A 15,990-nucleotide genomic window follows, 5' to 3' on the forward strand; every position below is an offset into this window, starting at 1 on the left:
TACACTCCCTATTAATGCATCATGCGTCGTACTGCATAAATTTCAGGAACACGTTTAATGCGTTCTACTACTTTTTTCAAGTGTTGTAAGTTACGAATCGAGATCGACATATTAATCGTTGCCATCTTATTACGATCACTTCTACCAGAAACAGCTGAAATGTATGTTTTCGTCTCTGTAACAGCTTGCAATACTTCATTTAATAAACCACGGCGATCATAGCCTGAAATTTCGATATCAACGTTGTATTCAATTTCTTTTTCAGGGCTACCTTCCCACTCTACTTCTAATAAGCGCTCTACAGCTTCTTCTGTATGAATATTTACACAATCACGACGGTGAATCGATACGCCCCGACCTTTCGTAATATACCCAACGATATCATCACCTGGAACTGGGTTACAGCATTTTGACAAACGAATTAATAAATTGTCAGCACCACTTACCTTTACACCAGAATCCCATTTTCTAATTTTCATCGGTTTACGAACTTCTTTAACTTCAACAATTTCTTCTTCTTCACGCTGCTTACGGAACTTGTCCGTTAGTCGCGTAACAATTTGCGACGCTGTAATTCCACTATATCCAACTGCTGCAAACATATCTTCTTCATTTGCAAAATTAAACTTCTCAGCAACACGTTTTAAATTGTCAGGAGCTAACACTTCTTTCATCTCATACTCTAGACCACGTACTTCTTTTTCAACAAGTTCACGGCCTTTTTCAATATTTTCGTCTCTACGCTGTTTCTTAAAGAATTGACGTATTTTATTTTTCGCATGAGATGTTTGAGCAAGTTTCACCCAATCTTGGCTTGGGCCATACGAATGTTTCGATGTTAAAATTTCAATGATGTCACCCGTTTTTAATTTATAATCAAGGGTCACCATTTTCCCATTTACTTTTGCACCAATTGTTTTATTCCCGATTTCTGAATGGACACGATAAGAAAAGTCAATTGGAACAGATCCAAGTGGTAATTCCATTACATCGCCTTTCGGTGTGAAGACGAATACCATGTCAGAGAATAAATCAATTTTTAATGACTCCATAAACTCTTCTGCATTAGAAGCTTCATTTTGCCATTCTAATATTTGACGGAACCAAGTTAGTTTCTTCTCTAATGTACCTGTTGTTTCTGCGGTCTTTCCTTCTTTATACGCCCAATGTGCCGCGATACCGAATTCTGCAATTTCGTGCATTTCTTTCGTACGAATTTGCACTTCTAGCGGATCACCTTTCGGTCCAATTACCGTCGTATGAAGAGATTGATATAGATTTGCTTTCGGCATTGCAATATAATCTTTGAAACGACCTGGCATTGGCTTCCAGCAAGTATGAATAATTCCAAGCACCGCGTAACAATCTTTAATACTATTTACAACGACACGTACAGCTAGTAAATCGTAAATTTCATTAAACTGTTTATTTTGCAATGCCATTTTACGATAAATACTGTAAATATGTTTTGGTCTTCCAGAAATCTCAGGTTGAATGGAAACTTCTTTTAATTTCTCACGAATACCAGTCATTACTTCATCTAAATATTCTTCACGCTCTGCACGTTTACGCTTCATTAAATTTACAATACGATAATATTGTTGCGGATTTAAGTAGCGAAGTGACGTATCCTCTAACTCCCATTTAATAGTACTAATTCCGAGTCTATGTGCTAAAGGTGCAAAGATTTCTAACGTTTCATTCGCAATGCGACGCTGCTTCTCTTGAGGCAAATGTTTCAATGTACGCATGTTATGAAGACGATCAGCTAGTTTAATTAAAATAACTCGAATATCTTGAGCCATTGCGATAAACATTTTGCGATGGTTTTCTGCTTGTTGCTGTTCATGAGATTTATATTTAATCTTTCCAAGCTTTGTAACACCATCGACAAGCATAGCGATTTCTTTATTAAATTCTCGTTCAATATCTTCTAATGTAATCTCTGTATCTTCCACTACATCATGCAAGAAACCTGCCGATACTGTAGCTGGATCCATGTGTAAATCAACTAAAATACCTGCAACTTGAATTGGGTGAATAATATATGGTTCACCCGATTTTCTATATTGTTCGCTATGTGCATCGCGTGCATATTCATAAGCACGTGCCACTAGCTCAATATCTTCATCCGCTAAATATTGACTTGCTTTCTCGAGTACCTGTTCAGCTGTTAGTACTTGCTCATTTGCCATCGAATCACCTTTTATTGAAAATTGACTTTGTATTTATTAAATAGAATAAATTATATTCTATCATTATAACCCAATGATTGTGAATTGTGAAAAGGAAAAGATTTTACTGACATTTCACCTTATTTTTTTGTTCAATTATACAAAAGTACCCGCTCCTCTCCAAGAGATTCACGGGTACTTTTTATCACCGTAGTTTTACCTATATAGTGATTAGTATTTTTCTAATACTAATACATCGTAACCATCTAACATTTTACGACCATCTAAGTAAGTAAGCTCTACTAAGAATGCAATCCCTGCTACAACTCCGCCAAGTTCTTCAACTAGCTTAATTGTTGCTTCAATTGTTCCACCTGTAGCTAATAGATCATCAGTAATTAATACGCGTTGACCTGGTTTAATTGCATCTTTATGGATTGTTAAAACATCTGTACCATATTCTTTGCCGTAGTCAACTGTAATTACTTCACGTGGTAATTTTCCTAATTTACGAACTGGCGCAAATCCTACTTCTAATGCATAAGAAACTGGGCAACCGATAATAAAACCACGAGCTTCTGGTCCTACTACAACATCGATATCTCTTTCTTTTGCATACTCAACGATTGCATCTGTTGCTGCTTTGTATGCTTTACCGTCGTTCATTAAAGGTGTAATGTCTTTAAACACAATACCTTCTTTCGGATAATCCGGTACAATTGCGATATGTTGCTTGAAATCCATATTTCTGAATCCTCCTCAGATATAAAAGGTTTGTAAATACAAATCCTTTACCCTAACTGTTCTACTTATTTATGATTACGAATCGTTTCAAACCATGTATATAGTTGCTGATATGTGCTATAAACCAATTCTTTTTCTAATTGTAAGTGGTTCATTTTCTCACGATATGTGTTCGATTCAATTAAATCACGCTTTTGTTTTTGTTCGGCCATAAAAATGACACCGTCTTTTATTGTAACAAATTCTAACTCAAAAAACACCTGTGTCATGAAATTTACTGTATCTTTTGACCAACCTTTATGGCGACATAGTTGTTCCCCATATTGACTTAAAGAAAATGGTGATTTTTGGTTTAAGAAAGAATAGTACCATTTAAAATGTTCCCTCGTTGGGACTGTACTAAATAGATGATTGTTCTCTTGATAAAATAACGTATAGATTCTAGATGGGAATCCTACTTTAAATAAATCACGCAATTCATCTGTTCCTTTTGGCAAATCGAGTAACACGATGTATTGATCATCTAAATGAGTTACCTCTGATGCATGCACAAGATGTTCTTTATAGTCTTCTAAAGAAAACTTATTCAATACCTCTTCAGAAAAATACACCATTGTTATTTTTTCTTTCGGAAGTTCTGCTAAATTTGCTTCCACATTACGCATACTACGCCAATCAAATAATTGCCATGCCTCTACAGCAATATCTTGTACCATTAATTGTGGCTTCTTAAAATTATTCCATTCATTAATGGATGCCTCTCCTATTACAGATACCTTAGCAACTGGAGAAATTTCTTTTGCATACGCACCAAATCCGAATCCAATTGTATCCAGTGTTGCCTGTCCGTCACGAAGTGCCATTTTCAAATGTGAACCATCTGATCCGATTGCACGAATACTTTCTAATTCAGCATTTTTCACTGCAAGACGTGGTTTCGGATTTCCAACACCAAATGGCGCTAACTTTTGCATATCCTCAATTGCTGCAAGCGTTACATCTTCCACTTTACAAAATGTATCAACTGCTGTGATTGGAATAAAATCCGCTTCTGTTAAAATTGCATCCGCTTGCGCATTTAAGCGGCGACGTAACTCATCTACATCATTCATATGTAGCGTCATTCCTGCGGCCATCGGATGCCCTCCGAAGTGCGGTAATAACTCTCTACAATCCGACAAGTTTGCAAACAAATCAAATCCCGCGATACTACGTGCTGAACCCTTTGCTGTTTCTTTGACAGGATCAATGCTTAATACAATTGTTGGACGATAAAAACGTTCAACTAATTTAGAAGCGACAATTCCAATTACACCTGGATTCCAGCCTTCTTTTGCAAGCACTAACACTTTATTTTCTTCTGGCGGGAATTTATTTTCCACTTCAGCGATAGCCTCTTCTGTAATTTGCTTTACAATATCTTTTCGAAGTTTGTTCAGCTCATCAATTTCTTCAGCCAGTTCTTTCGCTTCCTCTGGGTCATCTGATAATAATAGGTGTACAGCCGGCGTAGCATCTTCTAAACGCCCAACTGCATTAATACGCGGTGCGATTGAGAATCCAATGCTTTCTTCTGTAATTTCACTTTGCAAAACGTTAGCAACTTTAAACAATGCCTTCAAACCAATATTTTTCGTCATTCGCATATGTTTTAAACCGCGCTTCACTAGCAATCTATTTTCGCCATGAAGTGATACTAAATCGGCTACCGTACCGATTACTGCAATTTCTAATAAATGTTCTGGTACACGACCTAATAGTGCATGTGCAACTTTAAACGCAACACCTACACCGGCTAAATAATGAAACGGATACACACCGCCATCTAGTTTTGGATGAATAATCGCGAGTGCTTCTGGTAATTCTGGCGGTGGCTCATGGTGATCCGTAATAATAAGATCTATTCCAAGTTCCTTCGCTACCTTCGCTTCATGTACCGCTGCGATACCAGTATCGACAGTAATAATAAGTGAGAACCCTGCACTATGCGCCCAACGAAACGCTTCTTCGTTCGGTCCATAACCTTCTGTAAAACGGTTTGGAATATAAAATTCTACCTCTGCACCTAATTCTTGCAGAGCAAGATATAAAACCGTTGTACTACTTACTCCGTCCGCATCATAATCACCAAATATTAATATTTGCTCTCCATTTTGAATCGCCTTATTTACACGTTCTACCGTTCTATCCATTCCTTCTAATAAAAACGGATCGTGAAATTCTTGATTTTCTGTATTTAAAAAATCTAAAATCTTATCTTCTGTATCTAATCCTCTACCGAGGAATAACGAAATGACAAGTGGTGATAGTTGTAACTTTTTTGCTAATTCACTCACTCGCTCTTCATTATATTCTTTTTCTTTCCAACGCGTCTTCGGTTGTAACACGAAATCACCCCTTAACCTGTTTATTATACAAGACAGATTAAGGGGTGACAATATAATGCAAACTACGATGCAATATCTATATACTAAAATGTTAATGATATTTAATTTGGAGAATACGGATTTATATGTACAAACACATTTTGTACATTATCTTGTTTCATAAGCATTTCTTTCACATGTTTTCCAATGCGGTGTCCTTCTTCTACAGTAATGTATGGATCTACAGAAACTTTAATATCGACAATAACATAGTGACCATGTTCTCTCGCATATAAAGAACCGATTTTTTTCACACCATTTACTTGCAGGACAGCTTCTCTAAGCGGAATAACATCTTCCTCATGAAGTACATGATCAAGCGTTGCATGAATCGCTTCCGCCCCAATACTCCACGCCATCTTTGCAACAAGGAGTGAAACAAATAACCCCGCAACCGGATCCGCATATACAAGCCAATCTAAACCTAGCTTACCACCGATAATAGCTGCACAAATACCGATTAAAGCTGCAATTGAAGAAAATACATCCGAACGGTGCTCATATGCATTTGCAATAATTGCATCACTATTTACCCTCTTCCCTAATCGGAATTTATATTGAAACATTCCTTCTTTCACGACAATCGAAAGAATAACAGCAAAAATCGTAATTCCTTTCGGTGGTTCTAGTTCTTGCGAAAAAGCTTTTATAGACGAAATCGCTATCTCGATGCCCACAATAAATAATAATACTGCAACAATAATCGCTGAAATCGATTCTGCTTTACCATGACCGTACGGGTGATCTTCATCTGGTGGTTGCTTTGCTGCTCGCAATCCAAAAAGTACAGCTAGCGAACCAATTACATCTGATGCAGAATGCACAGCATCCGCTAATAGTGCTTTACTGTTCCCGATATAACCAATTACCGCCTTTACAATCGCTAATATAATATTACCAACGATTCCGACAATAGCACCAAACTCGGCCTGTTTAAAACGTTCATCTTTTTCCATAATTAAAATCCCTTCTTTTCTTAACCTATCTTGTTATCCCGATTTATTGTATCAAAAACAACGATAACATCACCACTTTCTTCCATCTTTCTTCTGTAAAAAGTTGCTATCTTATTGTATCCACAAACGAAAAAAGAGATGCCTCCTAATGAGGCATCACCTTTTTATACTTGTGGTTCCGATACTTCTTTCTCAACCTTCTTCTTGTTTTTGCCCTTTTTCAAACGACGGTTTTCAAGCATTAACCAAATTTGAGAAGCAACGAAAATAGAAGAGTACGTACCTACAACTAATCCAATTAATAATGCAAGTGAGAAGTTACGCAGTGATTCACTACCGAAAATAAGTAGTGCAATTACTGGGAACAACACTGTTAAAACAGTATTAATTGAACGACCAATTGTTTGACGAATACTTGAGTTTACGATTTCTTCTAAATCTTTTAAATCACGAACTCGTTTTTTCTGTTTGTATAATTCACGGTTTCTATCAAACGTAACGATTGAGTCATTGATAGAGTAACCAATAATGGTTAATACCGCAGCGATAAACGTTAAGTCTACCTCTATTCGGAAAAGACTAAATACAACAATCATAACGAAGGCATCATGTAATAATGCGATTACTGCAGATACTGCGTACGTAAGACGGAAACGAATACTTACGTATAAAACGATTACTGCAGAAGCAATCAATACTGCGATAAATGCATTTCGTGCAATCTCTTTACCGATTGTCGGTGAAACTGTACTTACATTCGGATCTGTACCGTATTTATCGTGGAAGAATGTTTTCGTTTTCGCAATTTCATCTTTTGATAGAACACCTAATGTACGAACTGCGAAACCTTTATTGTCATCTCCAGTCGGTACAATATTTTCTTCCTTCACATCGATTTTCAATTCTTTAAAATCTTTATGAACATCAGCAACAGTAACTGCTTGTTTTGATTGCAAGTCGATACGTGTACCACTTGCAAAGTCAATACCAAGATTCATTTTGAAAATCGGTAATATAATTGCCCCAGCAATTACGACTACAATTGAGAATAAGAAGAATTTATGACCTATATTTACGAAGTTAATACGATCAAATCTCGTTGGCGGATGTACTACACCTTTTGTTAATGGAATAATATCCTTTTCCTTAACACCAAAATAAGATTGTTTTTTATCGAAGTAACGGCTCTTTACAAGTAAACCTAGTAAGAAACGAGTACCGAATACGTTCGTAATGAAACCGACTAAAATACTAACAATTAAACTTGTTGCGAAACCTTTTACAGAACTATTACCGTAAGCAAATAATACACCGGCTGCTGCAATTGTTGTAATGTTCGCATCTAAAATTGTCGCTAATGAACGATGGTTACCAGCACGAAATGCTGACATCATTGACTTACCAATTTTCAGCTCTTCCTTTAACCTCTCGTACGTAATGATATTCGCATCAACTGCGATACCTACCCCGAGCACTAATGCCGCAATACCTGGCAACGTAAGAACCGCATGCATCCAGTTAAAGACAAGTAATGTAACGAAAATGTATAAACCTAACATAATAACCGCTACAAGCCCTGGTAAACGGTAGAATACAAGCATAAATAAGAAGATAATAGCAATACCGATTGCACTAGCGAAAATCGTTTGCTCTAATGCTTGTTGACCAAATTTCGCTCCAACAGATGTTGAATACATTTCTTTTAAATCAACAGGAAGTGCACCTGCATTTAATAAAGATGAAAGTTCTTTCGCACTTTCAACTGTAAAGTTTCCACCTACGATAGATACTTCAGCTTGGTTAAACACTTGGCTTACTGTTGCTGCTGATAAAAACTTCGGATTCGGTTTTGCAGATTCTGCTTTATACGAATCTTTTCCTTCTTCAAAATCAAGCCATATTACCATTAAATTCGTTGGTGGTGGCATCTTTGAAATTTTTTCAGTTACTGCACGGAATTTTTCAGCGCTTTTTAATGTAAGACCTACGCTCGCACGGCCTTGCTCATCAAATGTTTGCTTCGCTCCGCCGCCTTTTAAATCCGTACCATCCATAAGAAGATTGTCATCCACATCACGGAATGTTAATTTCGCTTGTGTTGATAACATTTCACGTGCTTTTTGCTGATCTTGTACACCAGCAAGCTGTACACGAATTCGATTTTCTCCTTCAATTTGGATATTCGGCTCACTTACACCGAGAACATTGACACGATTTTCAAGAGCACCTACTGTACTTACAAGTGCCTCTCGGTCAATTTTATCGCCTTTTTTGGCTGGTTTTACTTCATACAGAACTTCAAAACCACCGCGAAGGTCTAGTCCTAGACTAATTCCTTTTGCTATGTCTTTTCCTGCCGCACCAATTACGCCACCGATTAATAAAACGATGAGGAAAAAGGCGGCAATTCTCGTACCACGCTTTGCCATATGTACCCTCTTTCTGCTACTAACACTTTCAATAAATCTCTTACGATTCACTGCTATACGTGTGCATACACCTAGTTAGTAGACTTCCTTTCTATAAAATACATTTGTTTTTTGCTAGTTCATCACTAGCTGTGTCGGTAAACCTTACGCAATACCTACACTTTCATTATTTATTTTTCTTCTTCACTACCTCCTTTACATATAATCTTAGACATCGTTATTTCCTCTTTATCAATACCTATCATTATACTGCAAAAGGAAGAACAAACCAATTGCAGTCAGTTATTTATTTTCATACTCATCAAATGACCAAAGTGGCGCTTGGTATGCTTCAACAGTTAAATATGTCATATATTCATTAGGTGTTATTCTTAATACATCGTTCACTAATTCATACAACCTAACATTACTGTCTATCTTTTTCCACTTTTTCACTTTAAGGAACTTCCAAATGTCATCATCTGTCACTCGGTCATAACCGAACATTTGAAACTCCTCTACTTTACTAACTAAAACGACTTGTAACTGTCCGCGGTATGATTCTACCAAATCTTCTTTTTCTAACATACGTAACATCTCCTTATAATTTCAGCACGAAAAGTCGCTTTTATTCCCGCTCTAATGGACAGCAATAACTACTTTCAAGAGCACTATCATACTTCACTCTCTTAAATGCTTGTCATTCTTGTCTCGTACGTGCATATAAATTATTGTAAATCATTCCACTGATTTTGAGAAGGTAGGAGAAGACCATGACGAGACAAAGCTTTTTAAAAGGCGCATTTATTTTAATGATTGCTGGCTTTATTACCAAAATCCTTGGATTTATTAACCGGATTGTAATGGCACGTATACTAGGAGAAGAAGGCGTTGGCCTTTATATGATGGCCGTTCCTACATTCATTTTAGCAATTACATTAACACAAATCGGTCTTCCTGTCGCAATCGCAAAATTTGTAGCAGAAGCGGAAGCGGTGAACGATAAACAAAAAATAAAAAAAATATTAACCGTATCACTAGCTGTCACTTCCTTTATTAGCATCATTTTAACAATTGGCATTATGCTCCTCACACCTATTTTAGCGAAAACATTATTAACCGATGAAAGAACGTACTATCCATTAATGGCCATTTTACCTGTCGTTCCTGTTATTGCTGTTTCTTCTGTTTTACGTGGTTATTTCCAAGGGAAACAAAATATGAAACCTAGCGCTTATGCTCAAGTGATCGAACAAGTTGTCCGCATTACAATTATCGCTGTATGTATTCGAATATTTTTACCTTATGGCGTAGAATATGCTGCAGCCGGCGCTATGCTATCAGCCGTTCTCGGCGAAGTTGCATCCTTATTATTCTTACTCACTTTATTCCAACGTGAAAAACACTTATCTATACGCTCTAGATTTTTCACTACCGTAAAGGAGAGCAAAGGTACATTTTATTCTCTTATGGATATTGCCCTTCCAACTACAGGAAGTCGTTTAATCGGTTCCATTTCTTATTTTTTTGAACCTATCGTCGTTATGCAAAGTTTAGCAATTGCCGGAGTTGCCGCTTCTGTCGCAACCCAGCAATACGGTATATTAAACGGTTATGCATTCCCGCTCCTATCACTACCCGCCTTCATTACATACGCTCTTTCTACAGCGCTCGTTCCTTCAATTAGTGAAGCAATGGCAAAAAGGCAACATAAATTAGTGGAGCACCGTTTACAACAAGCACTTCGAATTTCATTAATTACTGGTGGGTGGTCTGTCGTTATATTATACGTATTCGCTTCCCCTGTTTTAACTCTTATGTACGGATCAGACAGCGCAACAGCATTCATTCAGCTACTTGCACCTTGCTTTTTATTTCATTATTTTCAAAGTCCACTTACATCTGTATTGCAAGCTTTAAATTTAGCACGCGCTGCTATGATGAACACATTTATTGGCGCCATCGTGAAATTAATCGTTATTTTTGTACTAGCTTCAAAGCCAGAATTTCAAATGATGGGGGTTGCTCTCGCTATTGCAGCAAATATAGTAACCGTGACATTCCTTCACTACGCTACCGTTTTAAAAAAGATTACATTTACCATTTACGCAAAAGACTATATTTTCGGCGGACTTGCCATCGGTATTGCAGGTGCCTTCGGTTTTTACCTTCATAAGTATATTATTTTCTCTCATTCTCTTGGTATACAAACATTATGGGAAATCACTTTAACAACAATTGTTTATGTCGTTCTCCTCTTCATCTTTAAACTAATTCGAAAAGAGGAGTTAAGTCGCCTCCCTATCATTCGTAAACTTTCATTTTTGAAATAAAGTAAAACTTTCATTAGCGAGACTTTTCCGGGCTTACTATTTAAAATGGTAAGCTTTTAGTTTTCTTTCAAATCAACAAAAAATTGTCCATTTTGAAAACTACAGTATAAAATTTGTGTTATATCGTTATAACCTAAGTTTTTTAGTTTTTCAATGAGCCATTCGTCTGTATGTTCAATCATTTGCAAATGATTAGATTGAATTTCTCCATCAATAATTAATGGGAGAGTAAAAATAGGCGTATCATTTTTACTCTTTTTACTTTTTTGTTTTTGAAAAACGGATAACTTCCCTGATGGTTCCAAAATAGCGTATTCCACATCCCGCACGTCTCCGACCCCTTGCTCCCTTAATTGCATCATTAAATCATCTATGTTATAGCGCTGTTTTCTCATCTTTTTTTCATCGATTTTTCCCGCATTTATAAGAATAGCAGGCTCCCCTTCTATTAAATGCCGAAATCGTTGAAACTTCAAAGAAATAACCGACAAAATGATTTGTATGCACATAAGGAAAATCATCGGAACTAATTGATGCCAAAGTGATTTATCTGTATTTTCAATCGCTACTACAGCCATTTCACCAAGCATAATGAATACGACTAAATCTAATACACTTAGCTCTCCAATTTCACGTTTACCCATAAGACGGAAAATAATTAAGATAATGATATACAAAAGCATCGTCCGGCCAATTATTGATACCCATTCCATTTCTACATCTCCTTTTTTACTTATAGATTCCCCTATAGAAAAGAAAATAGTCTAACTTAAGCAAAAGAGAAATATGCTTGTATTAAAAAGGGGGAATGCATAAATGGATGGAACGAAAAAATTATCAACTGCAATTGGTTTCGGTATTATTACCCTACTAATTCTCGCATCTATTACTAGCATGGTTATGGCTCTATTATTAAAGTTTACGAACATGAATGAAAGTACATTAACCGTCACTATTTTGATACTAGCTCTTTTATCTATGCTTATGTCTGGGTTTATTGCTGGTAAAAAAGCCCAAGGGAAAGGTTGGCTAGTAGGTTTTACAACAGGACTCACATTCGCCATACTCGTTTTTCTAGTTAACTATTTAGGCTTCTCTCAAACTTTATCGAACTCACAGTTACTTTACCAATTGGCATTAATGGGCGCGAGTACACTCGGTGGTATTTTCGGTGTAAATATGTCAAAGCAAAATAATTAAAAAAAGGCCCTGCACATTTCATGCAGGGCCTTCCTCATTAGTTTTTCACAACTTCACGAATCGCATTGCGATCGAAAGTTAAGTGTGCACCACCAGATTTAACAACGATTTTCGTTTCATCTACTGATTCGATTGTACCGTGTAAGCCACCAATTGTTATGATAGCATCACCTTTTGCTAATTCGTTTTGCATTTGAGCAACTGCTTTTTGACGCTTTTGTTGCGGGCGAATTAATAAGAAATAGAAAATCGCAAACATCGCAACGATCATAACGATATTCATCATACCTGCATTCATCTTTTGTTCCTCCTTTTAAATTATGTATTAGAAGTTTTTAGCATTCGGTTTATTAAAGCCATACTGTTCAAAGAACTCTTCGCGGAAATCACCAAGACGGTCTTCACGAATAGCTTGTCTCACCTGCTCCATTAAGTTTAACAGAAAATGAAGGTTGTGATAAGACGTTAAACGAATTCCGAACGTTTCATCACATTTCATTAAGTGACGAATGTACGCACGAGAGTAATTTTTACATGTGTAGCAATCACAATTAGGATCAAGCGGACCGAAGTCTCTTGCGAATTTCGCATTTTTTACAACTAGACGGCCTTCACTTGTCATACATGTACCATTTCGAGCGATACGAGTTGGAAGTACGCAGTCAAACATATCAACGCCGCGAATTGCCCCATCAATTAACGAGTCAGGAGAACCTACTCCCATTAAGTAACGTGGCTTATCATCTGGAAGAAGTGGTGTTGTAAACTCAAGCACACGATTCATAATATCCTTCGGTTCACCAACAGATAAACCACCTATAGCATAACCAGGGAAGTCCATTGAAACAAGGTCTTTTGCACTTTGGCGACGAAGCTCTTCAAACTCTCCGCCCTGTACGATACCGAATAAACCTTGATCTTGTGGACGTTCATGCGCTTTTAAGCAACGTTCTGCCCAGCGGCTTGTACGTTCTACAGATTTCTTCATATATTCAAAAGTAGCTGGGAACGGTGGACACTCATCAAATGCCATCATAATATCTGAACCTAATGCATTTTGGATTTCCATCGCTTTTTCTGGTGATAAGAATAATTTATCTCCATTTAAGTGGTTACGGAAGTGAACGCCTTCCTCTTCAATACGGCGGAAGTCACTTAAACTGAATACTTGGAAACCACCAGAATCCGTTAAGATTGCACGGTCCCAGTTCATAAATTTATGCAAACCACCTGCTTCACGAACAATTTCGTGACCTGGACGTAGCCATAAATGATACGTATTACTTAAAATAATGCCAGAATCCATTGCTTTTAATTCTTCTGGTGACATTGTCTTAACTGTTGCAAGTGTACCAACTGGCATGAATGTTGGTGTATCAAATGAACCGTGCGGCGTGTGTACACGACCTAAACGCGCACCCGTTTGTTTACAAGTTTTAATAAATTCATAACGAATTGCTGTCATAATTTACTCCTTTTATTTGTTTCTCATTTTAGCGTGAGATGCAACGAACATTGCGTCACCGAAGCTAAAGAAACGATATTTTTCTTTTACTGCTTCATTATAAGCATGAAGTACATTATCTCTATTTGAAAATGCACTTACAAGCATAATTAATGTTGATTTCGGCAAATGGAAGTTTGTAATTAAACCATCAATTGCTTTAAATTCATATCCTGGGTACATAAAAATATCTGTCCAACCAGAAGCTGCGCAAAGCTTACCACTATGATCGGTCGCAATCGTTTCTAACGTACGAGTTGATGTCGTACCTACAGTGATAATACGTCCACCATTCTCTTTCACACGATTTAATAATGCCGCTGTCTCTTCAGACATATGGTAATATTCTGCGTGCATATGATGCTCTTCAATCGTATCTGCAGAAACTGGTCTAAATGTTCCAAGCCCTACGTGAAGTGTAATAAATGCTAACTGAACGCCTTTTTTCTTTAACTTCTCAAGTAACTCTTCTGTAAAGTGAAGTCCCGCTGTCGGCGCTGCTGCTGAACCGATTTCTTTCGCATATACTGTTTGATAGCGATCGCGATCTTCCAGTGTCTCTTTAATATATGGAGGAAGTGGCATTTCCCCAAGTTCATCTAAAATTTCATAGAAGATGCCGTCATATGAAAATTCAAGCTGACGCCCACCTTGATCTGCAGTCCCTGTGCAAGTTGCTTTTAATTTCCCTTCACCAAAAGAAATTACAGTTCCTTCTTTTACACGTTTCGCTGGCTTAACAAGCGTTTCCCACTTATCGCCTTCCTCTTGTTTCAAAAGAAGCACTTCAATGTGCGCGCCTGTATCTTCTTTCACACCGTGCAAGCGAGCAGGCATAACTTTCGTTTCATTTAAAACTAAGCAATCCCCCTCATGTAAGTAAGAAAGAATGTCCGTAAAATGTTTATGCTCAATATCACCAGTTTCACGGTCTAACACCATTAATCTTGATGTTTCACGATCCTCTAACGGGACTTGTGCAATAAGTTCTTCTGGTAAATGAAAATCAAACAGATTAATATCCATAACTGTATCCACCTATTTCTTATTTGAATCGATTTATTATATACATAATAAAAGATAATGCAATACTTAACACAATACATGTAATGATAGGAAAATAAAAGGTAACGTTACCTTTTTTCACAAAAATATCGCCTGGAAGCCTTCCAATGAACTTCCAAGCTAAGCCAACAACAATGAGTAAGATACCTGCTGTTATAAGCAATTTCGGTATCTCCGTCATACTTTTGGCATCTTCATTCCGAAATGTTCATACGCAAGTGGCGTTACGATTCGGCCTCTTGGCGTTCGTTGTAAAAAGCCAATTTGTAATAAATACGGCTCATACACATCTTCAATTGTATGAGATTCTTCTCCAATCGTTGCCGAAACTGTCTCTAATCCAACTGGGCCACCACGGAATTTCTCAATTATACCGAGCAATAATTTATGATCAATATGATCGAGTCCTAATTTATCTACCTGCAGTAGTTCTAATGCCATTTGTGTAATTTCCATTGCAATTGTTCCGTCGCTGCGAACTTGTGCGAAGTCACGTACACGTCGTAATAAACGATTCGCAATACGAGGTGTACCACGGGCACGTCTTGCAATTTCTAGTGCGGCTAACGAATCAATTTCCACTTCGAATACTTCCGCTGTACGTTCAACAATCGCAGAAAGCTGATCCACTGTATAATACTCTAATCTTGAAAGTACACCGAAACGGTCACGGAGCGGCGCTGATAATGCTCCGGCACGTGTTGTCGCTCCAACTAATGTAAATGGAGGTAAATCTAAACGTACAGACCGTGCTGACGGTCCTTTTCCAATTACGATATCAAGGCAAAAATCTTCCATCGCAGGATATAGTACTTCTTCAATTGATCTATGCAAACGATGAATTTCATCAATAAACAATACATCTCCAGGCTGAAGTGCTGTTAATACCGCTGCTAAATCTCCTGGTCTTTCAATTGCGGGACCTGACGTCGTTCGAATGTTAACACCCATTTCATTGGCAATAATATTCGCAAGCGTCGTTTTACCAAGTCCAGGTGGTCCATATAAAAGTACGTGATCTAACGTTTCTTCACGCATTTTCGCCGCTTCAATAAACACTTCTAAATTATGTTTCGCTTTATCTTGGCCAATATACTGACGGAGCGTCTGTGGCCGTAATGAATACTCTAAATCCGCATCTTCGTATCCAGATTCCCCTGAAAGGAGACGTTCGTCCATT

14 protein-coding genes are annotated in these 15,990 nt (G+C 37.4%); 2 read left to right on the top strand and 12 right to left on the bottom strand.

The window, feature by feature from the left end:
• Positions 1-11: 11 nt before the first annotated feature.
• From relA to JDS92_RS08800, 6 genes are all read right to left on the bottom strand, one after another.
• Positions 12-2,195, bottom strand: a complete 2,184-nt coding sequence (gene relA / locus JDS92_RS08775) for a GTP diphosphokinase (RefSeq protein WP_001262799.1) — start codon at positions 2,193-2,195, stop codon at positions 12-14.
• A gap of 210 nt (positions 2,196-2,405) precedes the next feature.
• Positions 2,406-2,918, bottom strand: coding sequence for an adenine phosphoribosyltransferase (locus tag JDS92_RS08780; protein WP_000346217.1), 513 nt, complete (start codon positions 2,916-2,918; stop codon positions 2,406-2,408).
• A gap of 65 nt (positions 2,919-2,983) precedes the next feature.
• Positions 2,984-5,305, bottom strand: coding sequence for a single-stranded-DNA-specific exonuclease RecJ (gene recJ, locus JDS92_RS08785; RefSeq protein WP_199631823.1), 2,322 nt, complete (start codon positions 5,303-5,305; stop codon positions 2,984-2,986).
• Positions 5,306-5,406: 101 nt separating this feature from the next.
• Positions 5,407-6,300: a cation diffusion facilitator family transporter gene (locus JDS92_RS08790; RefSeq protein ID WP_000409731.1), complete on the bottom strand. Its 894-nt coding sequence runs from the start codon at positions 6,298-6,300 to the stop codon at positions 5,407-5,409.
• A 164-nt stretch (positions 6,301-6,464) separates the two neighbouring features.
• Positions 6,465-8,729 (bottom strand): protein translocase subunit SecDF, encoded by a 2,265-nt coding sequence (gene secDF, locus JDS92_RS08795; RefSeq protein ID WP_001119094.1) that lies wholly within the window; start codon positions 8,727-8,729, stop codon positions 6,465-6,467.
• 282 nt (positions 8,730-9,011) lie between these two features.
• Positions 9,012-9,296: a post-transcriptional regulator gene (locus JDS92_RS08800; protein WP_000890217.1), complete on the bottom strand. Its 285-nt coding sequence runs from the start codon at positions 9,294-9,296 to the stop codon at positions 9,012-9,014.
• A 185-nt stretch (positions 9,297-9,481) separates the two neighbouring features.
• Here JDS92_RS08800 and spoVB point away from each other — a divergent pair, with 185 nt between their 5' ends.
• Positions 9,482-11,041, top strand: a complete 1,560-nt coding sequence (spoVB, locus tag JDS92_RS08805; RefSeq protein WP_199631824.1) for a stage V sporulation protein B — start codon at positions 9,482-9,484, stop codon at positions 11,039-11,041.
• Between the two features lie 56 nt (positions 11,042-11,097).
• Here the strand turns inward: spoVB and JDS92_RS08810 are convergent, their stop codons facing one another.
• Entirely contained in the window at positions 11,098-11,754 is a 657-nt protein-coding gene (locus JDS92_RS08810; protein WP_000455375.1) for a DUF421 domain-containing protein, read from the bottom strand.
• A gap of 103 nt (positions 11,755-11,857) precedes the next feature.
• Between JDS92_RS08810 and JDS92_RS08815 the strand changes: the two genes are divergently transcribed.
• Positions 11,858-12,241: a TIGR04086 family membrane protein gene (locus tag JDS92_RS08815; protein WP_000349137.1), complete on the top strand. Its 384-nt coding sequence runs from the start codon at positions 11,858-11,860 to the stop codon at positions 12,239-12,241.
• Positions 12,242-12,278: 37 nt separating this feature from the next.
• Here the strand turns inward: JDS92_RS08815 and yajC are convergent, their stop codons facing one another.
• From yajC to ruvB, 5 genes are read right to left on the bottom strand one after another with little or no spacing between them, the layout of a single operon-like run.
• Complete coding sequence (gene yajC, locus JDS92_RS08820) at positions 12,279-12,539, bottom strand: preprotein translocase subunit YajC (RefSeq protein ID WP_000991114.1); 261 nt, start codon at positions 12,537-12,539, stop codon at positions 12,279-12,281.
• A 27-nt stretch (positions 12,540-12,566) separates the two neighbouring features.
• Positions 12,567-13,706 (bottom strand): tRNA guanosine(34) transglycosylase Tgt, encoded by a 1,140-nt coding sequence (gene tgt / locus JDS92_RS08825; RefSeq protein ID WP_000125368.1) that lies wholly within the window; start codon positions 13,704-13,706, stop codon positions 12,567-12,569.
• Positions 13,707-13,718: 12 nt separating this feature from the next.
• Positions 13,719-14,771, bottom strand: a complete 1,053-nt coding sequence (gene queA / locus JDS92_RS08830; protein ID WP_000354012.1) for a tRNA preQ1(34) S-adenosylmethionine ribosyltransferase-isomerase QueA — start codon at positions 14,769-14,771, stop codon at positions 13,719-13,721.
• A 19-nt stretch (positions 14,772-14,790) separates the two neighbouring features.
• Positions 14,791-14,991 carry a DUF2905 domain-containing protein gene (locus JDS92_RS08835; RefSeq protein ID WP_000136158.1) on the bottom strand — a complete coding sequence of 67 codons (201 nt, stop codon included), beginning with the start codon at positions 14,989-14,991 and terminating at the stop codon, positions 14,791-14,793.
• A complete protein-coding gene (ruvB, locus tag JDS92_RS08840; RefSeq protein ID WP_199631825.1) occupies positions 14,988-15,989 on the bottom strand; it encodes a Holliday junction branch migration DNA helicase RuvB in 1,002 nt (333 codons plus the stop codon). The genes JDS92_RS08835 and ruvB overlap by 4 nt, the downstream gene beginning before the upstream one ends.
• Position 15,990 lies beyond the last annotated feature (1 nt).

Source organism: Bacillus cereus group sp. N12, from assembly GCF_016483575.1.
In the GTDB taxonomy this organism is placed as follows: Bacteria; Bacillota; Bacilli; order Bacillales; family Bacillaceae_G; genus Bacillus_A; species Bacillus_A toyonensis.

Excerpts from the sequence above, each read along its gene's own strand:
- relA (WP_001262799.1), bottom strand. The coding sequence starts at position 2,195 with ATGGCAAATGAGCAAGTACTAACAGCTGAACAGGTACTCGAGAAAGCA.
- JDS92_RS08780 (WP_000346217.1), bottom strand. The coding sequence starts at position 2,918 with ATGGATTTCAAGCAACATATCGCAATTGTACCGGATTATCCGAAAGAA.
- JDS92_RS08790 (WP_000409731.1), bottom strand. The coding sequence starts at position 6,300 with ATGGAAAAAGATGAACGTTTTAAACAGGCCGAGTTTGGTGCTATTGTC.
- secDF (WP_001119094.1), bottom strand. The coding sequence starts at position 8,729 with ATGGCAAAGCGTGGTACGAGAATTGCCGCCTTTTTCCTCATCGTTTTA.
- JDS92_RS08800 (WP_000890217.1), bottom strand. The coding sequence starts at position 9,296 with ATGTTAGAAAAAGAAGATTTGGTAGAATCATACCGCGGACAGTTACAA.
- spoVB (WP_199631824.1), top strand. The coding sequence starts at position 9,482 with ATGACGAGACAAAGCTTTTTAAAAGGCGCATTTATTTTAATGATTGCT.
- JDS92_RS08810 (WP_000455375.1), bottom strand. The coding sequence starts at position 11,754 with ATGGAATGGGTATCAATAATTGGCCGGACGATGCTTTTGTATATCATT.
- JDS92_RS08815 (WP_000349137.1), top strand. The coding sequence starts at position 11,858 with ATGGATGGAACGAAAAAATTATCAACTGCAATTGGTTTCGGTATTATT.
- yajC (WP_000991114.1), bottom strand. The coding sequence starts at position 12,539 with ATGAATGCAGGTATGATGAATATCGTTATGATCGTTGCGATGTTTGCG.
- tgt (WP_000125368.1), bottom strand. The coding sequence starts at position 13,706 with ATGACAGCAATTCGTTATGAATTTATTAAAACTTGTAAACAAACGGGT.
- queA (WP_000354012.1), bottom strand. The coding sequence starts at position 14,771 with ATGGATATTAATCTGTTTGATTTTCATTTACCAGAAGAACTTATTGCA.
- JDS92_RS08835 (WP_000136158.1), bottom strand. The coding sequence starts at position 14,991 with ATGACGGAGATACCGAAATTGCTTATAACAGCAGGTATCTTACTCATT.
- ruvB (WP_199631825.1), bottom strand. The coding sequence starts at position 15,989 with ATGGACGAACGTCTCCTTTCAGGGGAATCTGGATACGAAGATGCGGAT.